The 16623-nt window shown below is 52.8% G+C and carries 17 protein-coding genes; 1 reads left to right on the top strand and 16 read right to left on the bottom strand.

What is annotated here, in order from left to right; translation table 11 throughout:
* Window positions 1-55 precede the first annotated feature (55 nt).
* From ACFVVF_RS00590 to rplS, 7 genes are all read right to left on the bottom strand, one after another.
* Window positions 56-463, bottom strand: coding sequence for a YraN family protein (locus ACFVVF_RS00590; RefSeq protein ID WP_387804436.1), 408 nt, complete (start codon window positions 461-463; stop codon window positions 56-58).
* On the bottom strand, window positions 444-767 hold the full coding sequence (locus ACFVVF_RS00585; protein WP_387804434.1) for an EscU/YscU/HrcU family type III secretion system export apparatus switch protein: 324 nt from the start codon (window positions 765-767) through the stop codon (window positions 444-446). The genes ACFVVF_RS00590 and ACFVVF_RS00585 overlap by 20 nt, the downstream gene beginning before the upstream one ends.
* Window positions 764-2818, bottom strand: coding sequence for a hypothetical protein (locus ACFVVF_RS00580; RefSeq protein ID WP_387804433.1), 2055 nt, complete (start codon window positions 2816-2818; stop codon window positions 764-766). Before ACFVVF_RS00580 ends, ACFVVF_RS00585 begins: the two co-directional genes overlap by 4 nt.
* 315 nt (window positions 2819-3133) lie before the next feature.
* Window positions 3134-3745 (bottom strand): ribonuclease HII, encoded by a 612-nt coding sequence (locus tag ACFVVF_RS00575; RefSeq protein ID WP_387808702.1) that lies wholly within the window; start codon window positions 3743-3745, stop codon window positions 3134-3136.
* A 45-nt stretch (window positions 3746-3790) separates the two neighbouring features.
* The gene (ylqF, locus tag ACFVVF_RS00570; protein WP_387804431.1) at window positions 3791-4693 is read right to left on the bottom strand and encodes a ribosome biogenesis GTPase YlqF; all 903 of its coding nucleotides are present in this window, start codon (window positions 4691-4693) and stop codon (window positions 3791-3793) included.
* A 34-nt stretch (window positions 4694-4727) separates the two neighbouring features.
* The gene (gene lepB / locus ACFVVF_RS00565; RefSeq protein ID WP_387804429.1) at window positions 4728-5390 is read right to left on the bottom strand and encodes a signal peptidase I; all 663 of its coding nucleotides are present in this window, start codon (window positions 5388-5390) and stop codon (window positions 4728-4730) included.
* A 102-nt stretch (window positions 5391-5492) separates the two neighbouring features.
* Window positions 5493-5834: a 50S ribosomal protein L19 gene (gene rplS, locus ACFVVF_RS00560; RefSeq protein WP_387804427.1), complete on the bottom strand. Its 342-nt coding sequence runs from the start codon at window positions 5832-5834 to the stop codon at window positions 5493-5495.
* A 292-nt stretch (window positions 5835-6126) separates the two neighbouring features.
* On the opposite strand from rplS, the gene ACFVVF_RS00555 reads away from it, so the two are divergent.
* Window positions 6127-7488 (top strand): CAP domain-containing protein, encoded by a 1362-nt coding sequence (locus ACFVVF_RS00555; protein WP_387804425.1) that lies wholly within the window; start codon window positions 6127-6129, stop codon window positions 7486-7488.
* A gap of 142 nt (window positions 7489-7630) precedes the next feature.
* On the opposite strand, the gene trmD is transcribed toward ACFVVF_RS00555, so the two are convergent.
* From trmD to ACFVVF_RS00510, 9 genes are all read right to left on the bottom strand, one after another.
* Window positions 7631-8377 carry a tRNA (guanosine(37)-N1)-methyltransferase TrmD gene (trmD, locus tag ACFVVF_RS00550; protein ID WP_387804423.1) on the bottom strand — a complete coding sequence of 249 codons (747 nt, stop codon included), beginning with the start codon at window positions 8375-8377 and terminating at the stop codon, window positions 7631-7633.
* Between the two features lie 4 nt (window positions 8378-8381).
* Window positions 8382-8906, bottom strand: coding sequence for a ribosome maturation factor RimM (rimM, locus tag ACFVVF_RS00545; RefSeq protein ID WP_387804421.1), 525 nt, complete (start codon window positions 8904-8906; stop codon window positions 8382-8384).
* A gap of 82 nt (window positions 8907-8988) precedes the next feature.
* On the bottom strand, window positions 8989-9219 hold the full coding sequence (locus ACFVVF_RS00540; RefSeq protein WP_387804419.1) for a KH domain-containing protein: 231 nt from the start codon (window positions 9217-9219) through the stop codon (window positions 8989-8991).
* A gap of 25 nt (window positions 9220-9244) precedes the next feature.
* Window positions 9245-9517 carry a 30S ribosomal protein S16 gene (gene rpsP, locus ACFVVF_RS00535; protein WP_042160406.1) on the bottom strand — a complete coding sequence of 91 codons (273 nt, stop codon included), beginning with the start codon at window positions 9515-9517 and terminating at the stop codon, window positions 9245-9247.
* 52 nt (window positions 9518-9569) lie between these two features.
* Entirely contained in the window at window positions 9570-10940 is a 1371-nt protein-coding gene (ffh, locus tag ACFVVF_RS00530) for a signal recognition particle protein (protein WP_387804417.1), read from the bottom strand.
* A gap of 19 nt (window positions 10941-10959) precedes the next feature.
* Window positions 10960-11322: a putative DNA-binding protein gene (locus tag ACFVVF_RS00525; RefSeq protein ID WP_387804415.1), complete on the bottom strand. Its 363-nt coding sequence runs from the start codon at window positions 11320-11322 to the stop codon at window positions 10960-10962.
* A 168-nt stretch (window positions 11323-11490) separates the two neighbouring features.
* Entirely contained in the window at window positions 11491-12495 is a 1005-nt protein-coding gene (gene ftsY, locus ACFVVF_RS00520; protein WP_387804413.1) for a signal recognition particle-docking protein FtsY, read from the bottom strand.
* Window positions 12496-12618: 123 nt separating this feature from the next.
* Window positions 12619-16206, bottom strand: a complete 3588-nt coding sequence (gene smc / locus ACFVVF_RS00515; RefSeq protein ID WP_387804412.1) for a chromosome segregation protein SMC — start codon at window positions 16204-16206, stop codon at window positions 12619-12621.
* Between the two features lie 145 nt (window positions 16207-16351).
* Window positions 16352-16623: hypothetical protein (locus ACFVVF_RS00510; protein WP_387804410.1), on the bottom strand; the 272-nt coding region annotated here is incomplete at its 5' end.

The following is a 16623-nucleotide window of genomic DNA, read 5'->3' as shown; positions in this document are numbered from 1 at the left end:
AGGCTCCGCGCTGCCGCGAAGCCTTTAACAAAATTCACTTATTTAACTTATCGCATTAAAACGCCGCTTCGATCTGCTTGAGCTCCAATACTGCATTATCGCGGTCAAGCGTTACTGTGATCACATCAAACCGAATGGACTGATCGGTTACAGCATGCTGACGCATGTAAAATTGCGCCAGCAAAGCCAGCTTCTGCTGCTTCCTCCGGTCTACCGATTCCGCAGCGGTACCGAAACGGCCTCCAGCCCGGCGTGTGCGCACCTCTATAAAGATGAGCAAGCCGTCCCGGCTAGCGATGAGATCAAGCTCCCCCATCCGGCAGCGCCAATTGCGCTCTATGACGGCATAACCGGTTTCCGATAAATACCGGAAAGCTGCCGCCTCTCCTATTTCACCTGTCAGCTTCCGGCCGTCAGGCTTCAGCTTTTGACCCGCCATGTCCTTACTTGTACCATTGCTCATCGTTTTCTCCTGCCTTAGCCTCCCGGTCTGCCCGGTAGACAAAACTGAGTATTTCGGCTACAAGCGTGTATAGCTCCGGCGGAATCGACTGATCGATATCCAGCTTGGATAACACTTCGACAAGTGAAGCATCCTCCTGCACAGGGACGCCATTCTCCTGCGCGGCATCGAGAATTTGATCGGCCACATGACCTCTGCCTTTGGCAATAACGACAGGTGCGGCATTGTCACCTGGTTCGTATTTGAGCGCAACCGCTTTGCGAAGCGGCATTTGTTCATGGTTCGATTGGCGATTGGCGCTCATATGCGAAAGTCGACTCCTTTATAAGCCGAAGCGGAGATTGGAGCCGGCTCCGTATTTTTCGGCTTGTCCGAGCCGGTCTCTGCTGTCGGATCTCCTTTATAGGTAGGTGTCGTCCGCAAAGACGACAGCTGATAGCCGGCTTTGCTCAAACTTTCAGAAACTTCAGTTCTTGCAGACTCCACCAGCCCAGATATCGCAGGATGATCATTCCATAGATTCAAGCTGACGATTTTGTCCACCACATTAACGTCAACGATCGTATCACCCAGCGTCTTCATGGACAGATGGAACAGGAGACGGCAATTGTTTGCATCAAGCTCGCCTTTTCGGCCGCGTCGCGTCTGAATTTGTACTGAAGCCGTCTGGTCGCCTTCAGGTCCGTGCAGCGGAATAAACATCGTCAGATGGCTGAACATCGAGCCGTTCCGCTCCGGTGTGAGCAGCAGCTGCTGTCCCGTTACCTGCTGAACCAGCTGCTGGGCTGTTTCTTTCAAAGCTGCTGGAGCATCATCGGATGCGGCGATAGCCATTAGTACGCTTTTGAGCGATTCATGGGCGAGAGCCTTCGGCGCAGCTGCAGCATCCTGCACGGCTGGCTGGGGGGCCAGGGAAGCAGCGGTTAATGAACCTCTCTCTCCCGTCAAACGAGGCTCCTGTGCCAGAGCTGCGCTTGGCTGCTGCAGCTTGTCATTTCCTTCTGTTCCAGCTTGAACCGCTGCCCTGGCTGAGGCTGCATCTGCTTGCGCTTGCGAACCCGGACGCTCCGCCGTTTTCTGGGCTGCACCATGGCCGCCCCCGTCAGAATTTACTGGCGGCTGAGCTGCCGGACTGCTTCCTGCTGGCGGGAACTGCTTCAGCAGCTGATTCTCATGATCTACGCCCATCCATTTCATCATTTGGCCTAGCCAATTGCCAGAAGAGCTGCTCGCGGCTGTGGCTGGGAAACCCGCTTGGGTGCCCGCCGCTCCTGTTCCTGCTTCAGCAGCCTGCTGCTGAGCGGCAGCTGCAATCACCGTCGCCGCTGAATTGCCAGACGCCGGAGAAGAAAGGGTGCCATTACTAGACGCTGCAGCACCTCCGCCTCCGTTATTGTGAACTGCTGCGGCATTCCCGTGCCCTGCCGCTGGCGCACTAGCAGTACTTGCAGCATTCGCTGGATTTGCGCCATTTGCTGCATTGGCGGTGTTCGCAGCATTCGCAGCGCCACTCCCCGGGTTTGCTCCGCCCGCAGCGTTTGTTGCGGCAGCCGCACCTGCAGCTGTGCCCCCTGCAGCATTTACTCCGGACCCTGCATTCCCCCCGCCTGGGGCTGGCGCGTTTGCAGAACCGCCTGCATGGGCCTGAGCGCCGCCCTCGGCAAACGCGCGCATAAGCGCCCCGCCCTCGCCAAGCAATGCTTGCAGCCTGGTGCCGAGCTGCTGCAGCTGCGATTTGCTTCCCGCTCCGCCTTCGCCCAAGGCGCTGGCTAGCTGCTGCTGCAGCGCGTTCAGCAAATCATGAGCCGAGCGCCCGAACATGACCTGCTGCATCGCGCTTATTGTCCCGGCCGTTGGCGGCAGTCCTCGCTTAATAGCGGTAGCGGCTGCCTGCATCCATTGCTCCGCATTCACACCCTTCGGCATTGCTGATAATGCCTGCTGAAACAGCTGCGCAGTCTCCCGGTTCATCGGGAAGCCGTCGCGCCTCAATTCTTTGACAAGCTCCGTCGCCCACTTTTGATCCGGCAATCCAAGCAGCTTCACCAAATCCTTAACCATATTGTCAGGCAGAGCTGCCGTTCCAGGTTCGACCTGCTTCAGCACAATCATGCTGCTTCCGCCGTCTGTCAGCGATTGCGGCTGTACTTGAAGCATAGCCGTTTGTCCTTGCTGCAGCGGCAATTCCAGCTTCGCACGCACTTGAACTCCGTTTATTTGTACAATCGCTTCATTGTTATCCATCACTTGCATAACTTGGCCGCGAACGACTTGTCCTGCCTTCAGCTCCATCGTGCGCGCCTCGCCTGCGGAAGCGTCGCCAAGAAAGCTTTTCATAATTTGATTAATATTCATCTATAGGTAGCACCCGCTTCCAATCCGCTTCTTGATTCTATTATAAACCTATATTGTACATATCGGTATAATTCGGACGGCATTGAAGGAGCGTATTAACAAAAAAAGAGCATCGAAACGCCATTGGCGGTTCGATGCCCGAATTATGCCTTTAGGGTGTGTCTGAAAACTCGTTCAGTGGCACCTTTCACCGCCTTTCCGCCCCCTGCTTCGTTGCGTTTACTTGACGTACCCCCGGGTACGCCTTCACAAACACGCCTTGCATGGAACGAAAATTCGGCAAAATTTGCTGCCCTCAGAGTTCTCAGACACCCCCTAGAACAGCTCCTGCTGTTCTACAAATATTTTCCCCAGAAAAGAACGGCGGTGCAGCGGGCTTGGCCCGAACTCCAGCAGTCTTTCCCGGTGCAGCTTTGTCGCGTAGCCTTTATGTATAGCGATACCGTAAGCCGGATAAAGCTGCTCCCATTCATTCGTGCACAGTCTATCCCGCGTCACCTTCGCAATGATCGATGCAGCGGCAATCGATTGACTCGTCGCATCGCCTTTAATAATGGCAAGCTGCGGCTGCGGCATATCTACCTTCTCCGCATCGACCAGCAAATAATCGGCTGCGACCGCTAGCGATTGGACGGACAGCTTCATAGCAAGCCTGGAAGCCTGCTTAATATTAATCCGGTCAATCGTCTCCGAATCGACTCTCGCAGCCGACCAAGCGACAGCATTCTGTATAATGACTTCATAAAGCTCTTCGCGTCTCTTCTCGGACAGCTTCTTCGAGTCATTGACACCTTCCAGCTCCAGATGCGGAGGCAAAATGACGGCTGCCGCTACAACATCGCCAAACAAGCAGCCGCGGCCTACCTCATCAACGCCGGCGATAGCGGAATAACCTTCCGCCCAAAGCGGTTGTTCATACTCCAGCATTGTCAGATTTCCCCCGGTTTCCCTATTGCCCATGATGCAGCTTGCTTATTCCCCTCTTGATTCCAACGCGGAACCCGCAGCAGCCGGGAAAGGAGCCTCATACGAAATCCGGCCCAGCTTCCCTGCTCTCATCTCGCGCAAAATAATGCCGGATGTTTTCTCCAGATCCACTCTGCCGCCTCCAACGAGACAGCCTCTGCGACGGCCGATATCTTCCATGACCCGAACAATTTCGTCAGAGTCCTCCGGATCCTTAGGCGGTGCATCCAGCTCGAATCGTTCTTTCAATGCCGGCCAATAACGTTCTACCAGATCCTTGACGGCAAAAAAAGCGATATCCTCAACGTTAAGCACCTGCTCCTTGATCGCGCCTGTCATTGCAAGACGGTAGCCGACAAGCATATCCTCGAACTTCGGCCACAGGATGCCTGGTGTATCGAGCAATTCCATCTCGGTCCCAACTTTGATCCATTGCTGGCCCTTCGTTACCCCGGGACGATCGCCTGTAATGGCGATATTCCGGCCGGCCAGACGATTAATCAGCGTCGATTTGCCGACGTTCGGAATGCCGACGATAAGACCGCGAACGGCACGCGGATTAATCCCTTTGGACAGCTGACGCTCGATTTTCTCATGCAAAATCTGTCTGGCCATCAGCGGAACTTCCGACACTCTTGTGCCGGTTGAAGAATCGAGGGCCAACACTTCATGGCCTTCATATTTGAAATACGTGATCCATTGCTCCGTAACTTTTGGATCGGCAAGATCGGACTTGTTGAGCACGATCAGTCTCGGCTTCCCGCCCAAAATTTCATCCACCATAGGGTTGCGGCTCGATAACGGCACGCGCGCATCCAACAGCTCAATGGCAATATCGATGAGTTTCAGCTTGTCCTGTATTTGCCTTTTTGCCCGGGTCATATGACCGGGGAACCATTGAATGGTCATGTCCTCACCTCACTGCAATTCTGCTTCTCTATTGTTAATGCTTAATAAAGCTTACTTTACTCATTGGCCAGAAAATAAAATCAGCGCGGCCGATCAGCTCTTTCTCAGATACGAAGCCGATATCACGGCTGTCCTGGCTATTGTCGCGATGGTCGCCCATGGCGAAAATATAACCTTCCGGCACCGTAATCTCACTGTTTTTATCGTTCGGATAATTCGACGTAGGCGATTTATTCTCGTTGTACAGACGTCCTTCGGCATGAGCCTTTTCAATCGCTTCCTTAATATATGGCTCATCGATCTTTGTATCGTTAACGAATACATCGTCCCCGTCTACCCGGATGGTTTCGCCAGGAAGTGCGATAACACGCTTAATGAAATCTCTGCCTTGATCCGGCACATGGAAGACAACAACCTCGCCATGCTTCGGCTCGCGGATATTGTACAATATTTTATTGACGATCAAGCGCTCGCCCGTCTCGAAGTTAGGCTGCATGGAAGGCCCTTCGACTATGAACGGAGAGAACAGAAACTGCCGAATAATGAAGACGAGAATGATGGCGATCGCTAACGCCTTAATCCACTCAACGATTTCCTTAGAGGCTCGTCCGCCCTTCTCCGGCGCTTTGCCGTTTGCTCCGGCCAGCTGTTCTGCCCGGGACTCAATTTGATCTTCATTTCGGTTTTGTGATTCCATTCCTACGCCTTCCTTCTATCTGTAGTCCGTTCATGGCTGATAACTCTGTTCATGAATAACGAAAAGGAGCTTGTTTTCGCAAGCCCCTCTTGTCGTTTGATCTTAACGAATTTCTTTAATTCTTGCTGCTTTACCACGAAGGCTGCGCAGGTAGTACAGTTTAGCGCGACGTACTTTACCACGGCGTGCCACTTCGATTTTGTCGAGTTTAGGCGAGTGCAGCGGGAAAGTTCTTTCCACACCAACACCGTAGGAAATTTTACGTACTGTAAACGTTTCACTGATACCGCCGCCGCGACGTTTAATAACAACGCCTTCGAAAAGCTGGATCCGCTCGCGGGATCCCTCGATAACTTTAACGTATACTTTCAACGTGTCACCGGGACGAAAGTTAGGAAGGTCTTTGCGAAGCTGCTCTTGCGTAATCGCTTGTACGAGATTCATCTTGGATTCACTCCTTCCACCATAGACGTTCTTAATAACTCGCCATGTTCCCAATTGAACAGATTCATCATTATTAGCGGACCGCCCGAATATTACAAACAACATTTGAAATTTTATCACATTGGGCTGCAAAATTCAACATGTTTTTGCTGGGCATCATTAGGTATACTGAAACAAACAACTTTGAGTAGAGAGGATACCCTTTATGCCCCGACTATCAAGAGCACAAACTGCAATTTTTTTCTTATCAATCGTTCTAGGTCTGACAGCACTATTCCCATCACAGCCTTCTATGGCGGAAGCGGCTCCTTCAACGGGCGGGAGCGCAATTACAGCTAATACTGAAAGATTCCCGGATACCAAGAACCATTGGGCAAGCTCGTACATTGACTGGGCCGTTCAACAAAATCTAGCATCGGGTTATGAGGACGGAAATTTCCGCCCTGACCGCAATATTAATGAAGCTGAATTTTTGGCTCTGCTCCTTCGCGCTTATGGCAGCAAAGAGACAGCAGCAGCCGGCTCCCCTTGGTACGAGCCTTACTACAAATATGCCAAACAGCAGGGCTGGCCGCTCATCTACGACGTTGCAGACAACAGCTCCTTCCGGCGCGGACAAGCTGCATTACTGATGGTAAGCGCAGTAACAGGCAAACGCCTGACAGAGAAAGAAGCGATTCAATGGCTGCTTGATGAGAAGCTTACAACAGGCCGTACAGCTGCGACTGTATCCGGCTACTATCCGCAAGGCACGTTAACCCGTGCAGAAGCCTTGACGTTCCTGTACAGGCTGTCACAGCATTCTGAGCGGCTGTCGTCAAGCAAGATTCCTCCTGAAGCTGCAAATCCGGCTTCCTTGCGGGGAGTTGCTATTGGCGACACACTCGCTAAAACCAAGCTGATTCTTGGAGAGCCGCAGCGCAGCGATGAAACCCAAGAAGGCTTTACTTGGCAAGTCTACAACGATGACTACAGCAGTTTCGCTATGATCGGCACTCGCGGCAGCAAAGTCGTTGCATTATTCAGCAATACGGCTAACAGTTGGGAAGTGAAGCCTAAATTAAAGCTTGGGACAACCCTTTCGGAGGCAATCGCGATTATTGGCAGCAAAAACGGCCAAGAAAATGAGTTCCAATATAGCTACGTCTCCGGCAGCATCACGACGACCTTGTTTATTGACCGTCTCGACGGAAACCGTATTATCGGCATTCTGCAAACTGATTCCAGCGCATACGGCAAGCCTGGAACCGCCAGCGCTTCCGTGCTCCAAGAGAGCTATGAGCAGCAAAGCTTTGATCTCGCGAATGCAGAGCGGTCCCGGCGCGGCATCTCCTTATTCACCCAGGACGACAAAGCATCCAAATCGGCTAGAGGCCACAGCAAGGATATGGCCGCACGGAAGTTTTTCAATCATGAAAATCCTGACGGGCAAACGCCGTTTGACCGAATGAAGGCTCAAGGCATTACCTATCGGAGCGCAGCGGAAAATATCGCTGCCGGCCAATCCGACAGTATATACGCCCACTTCGGCTGGATCAACTCGCCCGGCCACCGCAGCAACCTGCTTAGCAAAACGCTAACGAAGCTTGGCACAGGGGTCGCATTTGGCGGACATTATGGTGTCTATTATACCCAAAATTTCTACACTCCATAACTAGAAGAGGGACCGAACGCCGCGAAACTCAAACCTTCGCGATAATCGGTCCCTTTTCTATGAGTGAGAAATGCCTGTACTTGCAGGGCACAACCCAGCCTGCCGGAGTTGTTTCTTCCTTACCATGTACGGCATTTCATATCTATTGCTTCTCTTCCTTGCTAAGCGAGGCCAGCCATTGCCGTTCTTTCGGTGTCAGCTCCGCCTTCTCCAACAAGTCCGGACGCCTGTTCAGCGTACGCAGCAGCGACTGCTCGCGTCTCCAGGCATCGATCCGGCTATGATGGCCGGATATGAGCACCTCCGGCACCTCCCAGTCACGGAACACTGCAGGACGCGTATAATGCGGATACTCCAGCAGTCCGGTACTGTAGGAATCGGTAACTGCAGAGCTTTCATTGCCGAGTACGCCTGGCAGCAAACGGACAACACTGTCGATGACCGTCATCGCCGGAATCTCGCCTCCGGTCAGCACGTAATCGCCAATCGACAGCTCATCGGTCACAAGATGCTCGCGAATCCGTTCATCATAGCCCTCATAGTGTCCGCAAATCAATACGATATGCTCCTCTTGAGAGAGCTCCTCGGCCTTCCGCTGCGTGAACGTCTCGCCTTGCGGGCACATCAGAATGATGCGCGGCGGCTTGCTTTGCGGTACAGCAGCCATTAATTCTTCGACAGCCGTAAATACCGGCTCCGCCTTCAGCACCATGCCGCCCCCGCCGCCGTACGGATAATCGTCCACTGTATTATGCTTATTGTTCGCATAGTCACGGAAATTGATCGCCTGCAGATCGACGATTCCCTTTTCCTTCGCTTTGCCCAAAATGCTCGCGTTAAACACACCGTCGAACATTTCCGGAAACAATGTCAGTACATCTACTCGCATCGCGCTACATCAATCCTTCCAGCAGATGAACCTTCACCAGCTTGTTTGCTACGTCAACATCCAGAATAACCTCGTCAATAACCGGCAGCAGCAATTGCTTGCCCTTTGGCTTATTCAAGTCCACGACCCAGACATGATTAGCTCCCGGACTTAAAATCTCTGAGATCGCGCCGAGCTCTTCTCCGTCTTCTGTAACGGCCTTGCAGCCAATGATCTGATGATAGTAGTATTCGCCTTCATCCAGCTCACCTTGCTCGGCTTCGGAAATTTTCAGCAGCCAGCCTTTATATTTCTCTACCTCATTAATATCGTTGAAGCCCTTCAGCTTCAAGACGAACATTCCCTTTTGCTCGCGGACCGACGCAATTTCAACCTCAACCTGACGGCCGGACTGTTCATCCTGCAGGGACAGCTTGTTGCCAACCGCAAACCGCTCTTCTGGAAAATCAGTGCTTGGGAGCACTTTAACTTCTCCGCGCAGACCATGCGTATTGGCAAGCTTGCCTACGGTGTACCATTTGTTACTCATATGTATCAACCCTTTTCGTTCAATACTTCTCTATTTTGAAAAAGGGTTAGGATAAAATATCCTAACCCTTATCGATATGCAATTACGATATGATGTCAACGATGACGCGTTTCTGAGATTTGACGGCGGCGGACGTCACGACGGTTCGCATCGCTTTCGCGATGCGGCCCTGCTTGCCGATAATTTTTCCGACATCATCGGAATGTACCGACAGCTCGTAGACGGTGCCTCGCTCATCATCCTTCTCATGGACGCGCACGTCCTCTGGATGGTCCACCAACGCCTTTGCTATGACAAGAATCAATTCTTTCATCTCAAGGCCCTCCGCTGTTCAACAGTTATTTCTGTTGCTTAAGCTCATGGAACTTTTTCAGGACACCTGCTTTGGAAAGCAAGTCGCGAACCGTATCAGATGCTTGCGCACCTGTTTGCAGCCATTTCAACGCTTTCTCTTCGTCGATCGTTACTTGAGCCGGTTGTGCAACCGGGTTGTAAGTACCGATTTCCTCGATGAAGCGACCGTCACGCGGGGAACGGGAGTTGGAAACGACAACGCGGTAGAATGGAGCTTTGTGAGCACCAATGCGTTTCAAACGAATACGTACTGCCATGTAAATTCACCTCCTTCGAAATAATGAACGCTGCTAGAGCAACTGCTATGAATTAGAACGGAAATTTCTTGCCTTTACCCATCAAGCCCTTCAGGCCTTTCATGCCCTTGGAGCCTTTGCCCATCATCGACGAGAATTGCTTCATCATCTTGCGCATATCGTCGAACTGCTTGATGAGACGGTTAACTTCGGCAACCGATGTTCCGCTGCCTGCAGCAACCCGCCGGCGGCGGCTATGATTCAAAATTTCCGGTTTTTGCTTTTCTTCCTTGGTCATGGAGCGAACGATAGCCTCGACGCGGTCGATTTGCTTCTCGTCCACCTTCATGTCTTTCATGCCCTTCATCTTGTTCATGCCCGGCAGCATGTCCATCAGCTGGTCAATCGGGCCAAGATTACGGACTTGAGCCATCTGCTCGAGGAAGTCATCGAACGTGAACTCGGCATTGCGCATTTTGCGTTCCATCTCTGCCGCTTTATCGGCATCAATATTCGCCTGCGCCTTCTCGATCAGGCTGAGCATGTCGCCCATGCCGAGAATCCGGGAAGCCATCCGGTCCGGATGGAAAGGCTCCAGGGCATCGATCTTCTCGCCCATCGCTGCGAACTTGATCGGCTTGCCCGTTACGGCTTTAACCGACAATGCGGCACCGCCTCGGGTATCGCCGTCCAGCTTCGTCAGCACAACACCGGTAAGCTCCAATTGCTCGTGGAAGCTTTGCGCAACGTTGACTGCGTCTTGACCGGTCATCGCATCGACGACGAGAAGCACTTCATCCGGCTTCGTCACCTGATGAATTTGCTTCAATTCCTCCATCAATGCTTCATCGATATGCAGTCGTCCGGCGGTATCGATAATGACATAATCGTTGCCGTTGTCCTTCGCATGCTGCAAACCTGCGCGGGCAATCTCAACCGGCGAAGTCTGATCACCAAGCGTAAACACTGGTGCATTGATCTGTTCGCCAAGCACTTGAAGCTGCTTGATCGCCGCTGGACGATAAATATCACCCGCGATCAGAAGCGGCTTATGATTGCCCTTTTGCAGCAGACGAGCCAGCTTGCCTGTCGTCGTCGTTTTACCCGCACCTTGCAGACCAACCATCATAAGCACTGTAGGCGGTTTGTTCGCTTTCGCCAGCTTGCTCTGCGTCCCGCCCATCAGCTCGGTCATCTCTTTGTTGACGATATCGATAATGACCATGCCAGGCGTAAAGCTTTTGGACACTTCTAGACCAAGCGCTTTCTCTTTCACTTTGGCGATAAAATCTTTGACGACTTTAAAGTTAACGTCGGCTTCAAGCAGCGCCAGTCGAACTTCGCGCATCGCTTCGTTGATATCATCCTCTGTTACTTTGCCTTTGCCTCTCAGCTTGCCGAACACACTTTGCAATCGGTTCGTTAAGCTCTCAAATGCCGCCATGATCCATCACCTCCGTTTTTCATTCTGTCGTTGTTAATCGTTCAATCGCTGCAAGCAGCCGTTTCTTCTCGGCTTCGCCAACTGCAAGCTCCGCTATGCTCCGCTCCAGCTCCATTACATGCCGCTGGCGGGATTCATGCTTCGCTAGCAGTTGAAGCTTGCCTTCGTAGCTTTCCAGCACTTGCTCTGCACGCTTGACATGCTCGTACACCGCTTGTCTGCTAATGCCGGATTCCGCGGCAATCTCGCCTAGCGAATAATCATCGTGAAAATAATATTTGAGAAAGGTTCGCTGTTTTTCAGTGAGCAGTGGCTCGTAGAAATCAAACAGCAGGTTGATTCGATTTGTTTTTGCAAGGGCATCCGGCTCTTCAATAAGCATCCTTGATCCCTCCGCCGCGTCTCATCCTCCGGCTGGGCTTGAACTGCCGCCGGTCTTTGACGTTTAGTGTGCTGCGAGTCCGTCAAGGAAATATCCTTTACACCTGCGCAACGTCTTTTATCTTACACGATGGCATATATCACTGTCAAGCTTTTCGCCTTGTCACCTTTAATCCTCTTGCGGAGCCTGCTCCGTCTCACGCTGAATGAGTCCTGCGAACAGCGCATGCACGAACTGCTCGGAGTCGAATTCCTGCAAATCGGTCATCTTCTCCCCGAGTCCAACGAGCTTCACCGGCAGATTCAGCTCATTGCGGATTGCAATGACGATACCGCCCTTCGCCGTGCCGTCCAGCTTCGTCAGCACGAGGCCGCTTACGCCGCTTTTTTCGCCGAACAGCTTCGCCTGGCTAAGCGCGTTTTGACCTGTCGTTGCATCCAGGACTAGTAGAACCTCATGAGGCGCTTCTGGAAGCTCGCGTTGAATGACGCGGAAAATCTTGTTGAGCTCCTCCATCAAGTTCGACTTGTTCTGCAGACGTCCCGCTGTATCGCATAGCAGGACGTCCACCCCGCGCTGCTTGGCAGCTTGCACAGCATCGAACATAACCGCAGCCGGATCAGAACCGGAAGACTGCTTGATTACATCGACGCCAACCCGTTGTCCCCAGACTTCAAGCTGCTCGATTGCGCCTGCACGGAACGTGTCTCCTGCTGCCATCAAAACACTTTTGCCTTCGCTTTTGAACTTATGGGCGAGCTTGCCGATCGTGGTCGTCTTGCCGACGCCGTTGACGCCTACGAACAAAATGACCGTAATCTCTCCGTCCTTCGCCATTTGCAGCCCTGGATTGGATTCGCCCTTGAGCAGGCCGATCAGCTTCTCAGAGAGAACTGGCTGCAAATCGGAAGCGTCCTCGATTTTCCGTTTCTTCACTTCGACGCGAAGCTCTTCAATCAGCTGCATTACCGTATTGACGCCAACGTCAGCGCCAATTAGAATTTCCTCCAGCTCCTCGTAAAACTCCTCGTCGATTTTTTTTCTTCTCGTAATCAGCTCTTCCACCTTTTCCACAATTGCAGTCCGGGTTTTGGTCAAGCCTTCTTTGAAAATATTCGTTACCGCCTCTGTCTTGGAAGCGATGCTTTCCTTCAGTCTCTTAAAAAAGCTCACGTATGTTTCCTCCCTACAGGTACAGGTTGCTCCTGAACGTCTTCTCTCTTGCTCTGTTGCTGTCTTCCATCTTTATCTGTCTGTTAATAGTTGAAGCTGCACGTTCAGCTTGACCCTGATCCGCTAGGCGGTTGCAGGCTCTTCTTCATCCACCTGCTCCTCCAGCCGGACGGATACGAGCTTGGATACGCCGCCCTCTTCCATCGTTACGCCGTACAGCACGTCGGCTTCCTCCATCGTTCCTTTACGGTGGGTAACGACGATAAACTGCGTAAGTCCGGAAAATTCGCGTAAATATTGAGCAAAACGAGCTACGTTCGCTTCATCAAGCGCCGCCTCGACCTCATCGAGAACGCAGAATGGAACGGGCTTCACCTGCAAAATTGCAAACAGCAGCGCAATCGCTGTGAGCGCCCGTTCTCCTCCTGACAACAGCTGCAGATTTTGCAGCTTCTTGCCTGGCGGCTGCGCTACGATATCAATGCCCGTATCGAGTACACGATCCGGCTCCACAAGAACGAGATCCGCGCGTCCGCCGCCGAACAGCTTCGAGAATACAACGACGAAATGGCCGCGTATCGCTTCAAAGGTCGCTCTAAACCGCTTGGACATTTCATCGTCCATCTCGCGGATGACCTGATACAGCGTCGTCTTGGCTTCCACCAGATCATCCTTCTGCTCGGTAAGAAATTCAAACCGTTCCTTCACCCGTTCGTATTCGTCAATTGCACCCAGGTTCACATCGCCAAGCGCTGTAATTTGTCGTTTCAATTCACGAACGGCATTTTGCGTGCCTGCGACGTCCTCCGGCACCGGATAACGCTCCTTCGCCAGCTCGAAGCTCAGCTCATACTCCTCGCTCAGCTTGCGCAGCAAGTTATCGAGCTCGACATCGAGCCGGTTGGCTGCGATTTCCGTCTGGCGAAGCTGCTCCTCCACGTTGCGAAGCTGTGCCCGCTGCTCCTTCGTCTCGCTCTCGCCCTGCTCCAGCTCACGTGTACGCTCGGCGCGGGCGGAACGCTTGAGATCCGTCTGCTCCGCACATTCCTGCTTCTTCAGACGCAGTTGATTCAACTGCTCGATCTGATCGACCGTCTCCTGTCCGTGTCGAGCGAGCTCCTCTTCCTGCTGGGACAGCAGTGAACGGTAACCGCTCAGCTCCTGCTTAGCCCGCTGAATATCGCTGCGGACCCGGGTCGCCTGATCTTCGAAGCTGAGCTTCTCCGAATCCGTCTTGGCAACGGCGATTTTCAAATCGGTCAGCTGCCCTTGAAGCGCTTCTTTGGCGGTCTCGCTCGCTTTACGGCGGTCTTCCGCCAAGCGGATGGCTTCCTGCAGCCTGACCTCATCTGCCTGCAGCTGCTCCAGCCGGGTTTCTGCCTCGGCAGCCGCTTGCTCCATCGACTTCCGCTCTGCCAGATGGCTGTTGCGGTCGGATGAGAACAACTGCTCCTGCTCGCCAAGGTGCTTCGCTTCGTTGTTCAGCTGCTGCAGTTCAGCTCTTACTTGCTGCTCATCAATCCGGCTCTGTTCAGACCCTGCACGCAGCTCCTCCATTTTGTGGTTCAAAATGGATTGCTCCTTGCGCAAGTCGCTCAGCTTGTCCCGCAGCTGTGTAATGGTCGTTTGCGCTTCCTTGATTTCCTTATCGAGCGCTTCGATCTGACGGCCGCGGCCAAGCAGGCTCGCTCCTTTTTTCTGCAAGCTGCCGCCGGTCATCGAACCGCCTGCATTGACGACATCGCCTTCCAGCGTCACAACGCGATAGCGGTATTGGCATTTCGAGGCGATCCGGTTGGCCTGCTCCAGCGTTTCGGCGAGCAATATGTTGCCCAGCAAGCTTTTGACAATAGCCTCGTACTTCGTATCGCTGCCCACCAAATCAGCGGCTACGCCAACGAAGCCTTCAACATCTTCAGCCAGCCGCTTGTCATGCTCTGAAATATGTCTTCCGCGGATGACATCAAGCGGCAGGAACGTAGCTCGTCCCAGTTGGCGCTGCTTCAAGAAGCTGATCGCAAAACGTGCCGACTTCTCGTCTTCCATTACGATATGCTGCATCGCTCCGCCGAGCGCAGTCTCAACTGCCGTCTCCAAACGCTCCGGCACCCGAATAAGCTCAGCTACCGCGCCATGCACGCCGGCAATACCGCCAGATGAACGGCGTGAAGCTTTCAGAATTTCCCGGACCCCTTGCATAAAACCGTCGAGCGCGTCCTGCATTTCCTTCATCGTATCACGGCGGGAAATTTGCGATTCCAGCTTTTGCTCCCACTTGCGGATGGCAGCCGTCGCATCCTCGACATATTGTCCGATTTCTTTGGCCTTTTCCGCTTCGTCGATATATTTGTTCCGGTTCGTATTAATGGCTTTCAGCGTAGCTTCGAGCTGCTTTTCCAGCTCTATCCGTCTAGCTGTCAGCTTCTGATGCTGCTCGTTCCATTTCGCTTCGTCGTCCGACAGTCTCTCCATCCGGCGTTGTACAGCTTCCTGCTGCTGCGCCGAATAGCGGATCTCGTTGCGCAATTGGGCCATCGTGCTCAGCACATCGAGCAGTTCGCCCTTTAATATCTCCTCGGCATCCGCCACTGCACTGCCGGCTACGCCGATCAAATGAACTTCTTCCTCCGCCAGCTTCGTCCGCAGCTCTGCTAATTGAAGCTCCAATACGGCGGCTTTGCTCCGGAACTCCGCTTCCTCTTTCGTTAAGCTGGCGATACGCTCGTCCTGCGCGGCAATTGTTTCTTCCAGCTGGCGTTTATTTTGCTCCAGATTGCGTTTGCGTTCCTTGAGCACCTCGCCGTAGCCTTCGCATTTCTCATACTCCTCGCTGTACTGGAGCATCGATTCATGCAAAGCGTCCAGCGCCTCCTCCAGCTCGCGCAAAGCGTGACGGTCCTTTTCCAGATGGGCATCATGCTTGCTTACGACGGTAGACAGCTCTAACTGCTCCCGCTTCAGCCGATCAAGCTTTTCGTTGGCTTCTGCCCAGGAGCTGTGCACAGTCTCGATATTATGTACGTACATCGATATCTCTTGCGTCTTCAGCTGTTCCTTGAGCTGCTTGTAGTGGATCGCCTTCTCCGACTGCTCGCGCAGCGGCAGAACCTGATCCTCCAGCTCCGTTACCAGATCGTGAATACGAAGCAGATTGCCTTCCGTTTCCTCCAGCTTTTTCTGCGCCTCGCGCTTACGCGACTTATATTTCACGATTCCGGAGGCCTCTTCAAAAATGCCGCGGCGATCCTCGGAACGCGTACTTAAAATTTCCTCAATCCGGCCTTGGCCGATGATCGAATACGCTTCCTTGCCGATGCCCGTATCCATGAAAAGCTCCGTAATATCCTTCAGCCTGCAAGGCTGCTTGTTGATCATATACTCGCTGTCGCCGCTCCGGTGAACCCGGCGCGTAACCGTCACCTCGTTGTACTCCAGCGGCAGTGCGCCGTCACCGTTGTCGAGCGTCAATGACACCTCGCCGTAATTGACAGCTTTGCGTGCATCGCTGCCGGCAAAAATAATGTCTTCCATCTTGCCGCCGCGCAAGCTCTTTGCACTCTGCTCGCCGAGCACCCAGCGGATGCCGTCCGAAATATTGCTTTTGCCGCTGCCGTTAGGCCCGACAACCGCGGTAATGCCGGTAACGAACTCCATCTCCGTTTTGTCGGCAAATGATTTAAATCCCGCTAATTCGATCCGTTTCAGGAACATAACTTGGCTTTCACCTCAACGTATATTGTAACACAACTTAGCAGGCACCCGTTAACCAATTTACCTTGCCACACTCGGCTCATCGCGCTTTCATGCGGATAGCCCGAGTTTGCCGCCTGCCATTGTCACATGAACATAAAACCGATTACACTTTTAAAAAATAGTTAGCAAATGTGCCTGCAAACACTATATTCTCATGAACCTGCTTCGCAAGCCGGCAGCTGTAAATGTGAAACTTGATGATTGAATTTTTGATTTCAATTCTTAATTCAGTTCCCAATTGTATTCTTGTTCTTGAAGCTGTGTTCTTTGCTGTGCTCTTGCTGTGCTCTTGCTGTGCTCTTGCTGTGCTCTTGCTGTGCTCTTGCTGTGCTCTTGCTGTGCTCTTGCTGTGCTCTTGCTGTGCTCTTGCTGTGC

Origin of the sequence: Paenibacillus sp. NPDC058174 (assembly GCF_042883865.1) — a bacterium.
In the GTDB taxonomy this organism is placed as follows: Bacteria; Bacillota; Bacilli; order Paenibacillales; family Paenibacillaceae; genus Pristimantibacillus.
This window is presented reverse-complemented; position numbering and strand designations above follow the sequence as displayed.

Excerpts from the sequence above, each read along its gene's own strand:
- ACFVVF_RS00540 (WP_387804419.1), bottom strand. The coding sequence starts at position 9,219 with ATGAAAGAATTGATTCTTGTCATAGCAAAGGCGTTGGTGGACCATCCA.
- ACFVVF_RS00555 (WP_387804425.1), top strand. The coding sequence starts at position 6,127 with ATGGCGGAAGCGGCTCCTTCAACGGGCGGGAGCGCAATTACAGCTAAT.
- ACFVVF_RS00575 (WP_387808702.1), bottom strand. The coding sequence starts at position 3,745 with ATGCTGGAGTATGAACAACCGCTTTGGGCGGAAGGTTATTCCGCTATC.
- ylqF (WP_387804431.1), bottom strand. The coding sequence starts at position 4,693 with ATGACCATTCAATGGTTCCCCGGTCATATGACCCGGGCAAAAAGGCAA.
- ffh (WP_387804417.1), bottom strand. The coding sequence starts at position 10,940 with ATGGCGGCATTTGAGAGCTTAACGAACCGATTGCAAAGTGTGTTCGGC.
- trmD (WP_387804423.1), bottom strand. The coding sequence starts at position 8,377 with ATGCGAGTAGATGTACTGACATTGTTTCCGGAAATGTTCGACGGTGTG.
- ACFVVF_RS00585 (WP_387804434.1), bottom strand. The coding sequence starts at position 767 with ATGAGCGCCAATCGCCAATCGAACCATGAACAAATGCCGCTTCGCAAA.
- lepB (WP_387804429.1), bottom strand. The coding sequence starts at position 5,390 with ATGGAATCACAAAACCGAAATGAAGATCAAATTGAGTCCCGGGCAGAA.
- ACFVVF_RS00590 (WP_387804436.1), bottom strand. The coding sequence starts at position 463 with ATGAGCAATGGTACAAGTAAGGACATGGCGGGTCAAAAGCTGAAGCCT.
- smc (WP_387804412.1), bottom strand. The coding sequence starts at position 16,206 with ATGTTCCTGAAACGGATCGAATTAGCGGGATTTAAATCATTTGCCGAC.
- ACFVVF_RS00580 (WP_387804433.1), bottom strand. The coding sequence starts at position 2,818 with ATGAATATTAATCAAATTATGAAAAGCTTTCTTGGCGACGCTTCCGCA.
- rimM (WP_387804421.1), bottom strand. The coding sequence starts at position 8,906 with ATGAGTAACAAATGGTACACCGTAGGCAAGCTTGCCAATACGCATGGT.
- ACFVVF_RS00525 (WP_387804415.1), bottom strand. The coding sequence starts at position 11,322 with ATGCTTATTGAAGAGCCGGATGCCCTTGCAAAAACAAATCGAATCAAC.
- rplS (WP_387804427.1), bottom strand. The coding sequence starts at position 5,834 with ATGAATCTCGTACAAGCGATTACGCAAGAGCAGCTTCGCAAAGACCTT.
- rpsP (WP_042160406.1), bottom strand. The coding sequence starts at position 9,517 with ATGGCAGTACGTATTCGTTTGAAACGCATTGGTGCTCACAAAGCTCCA.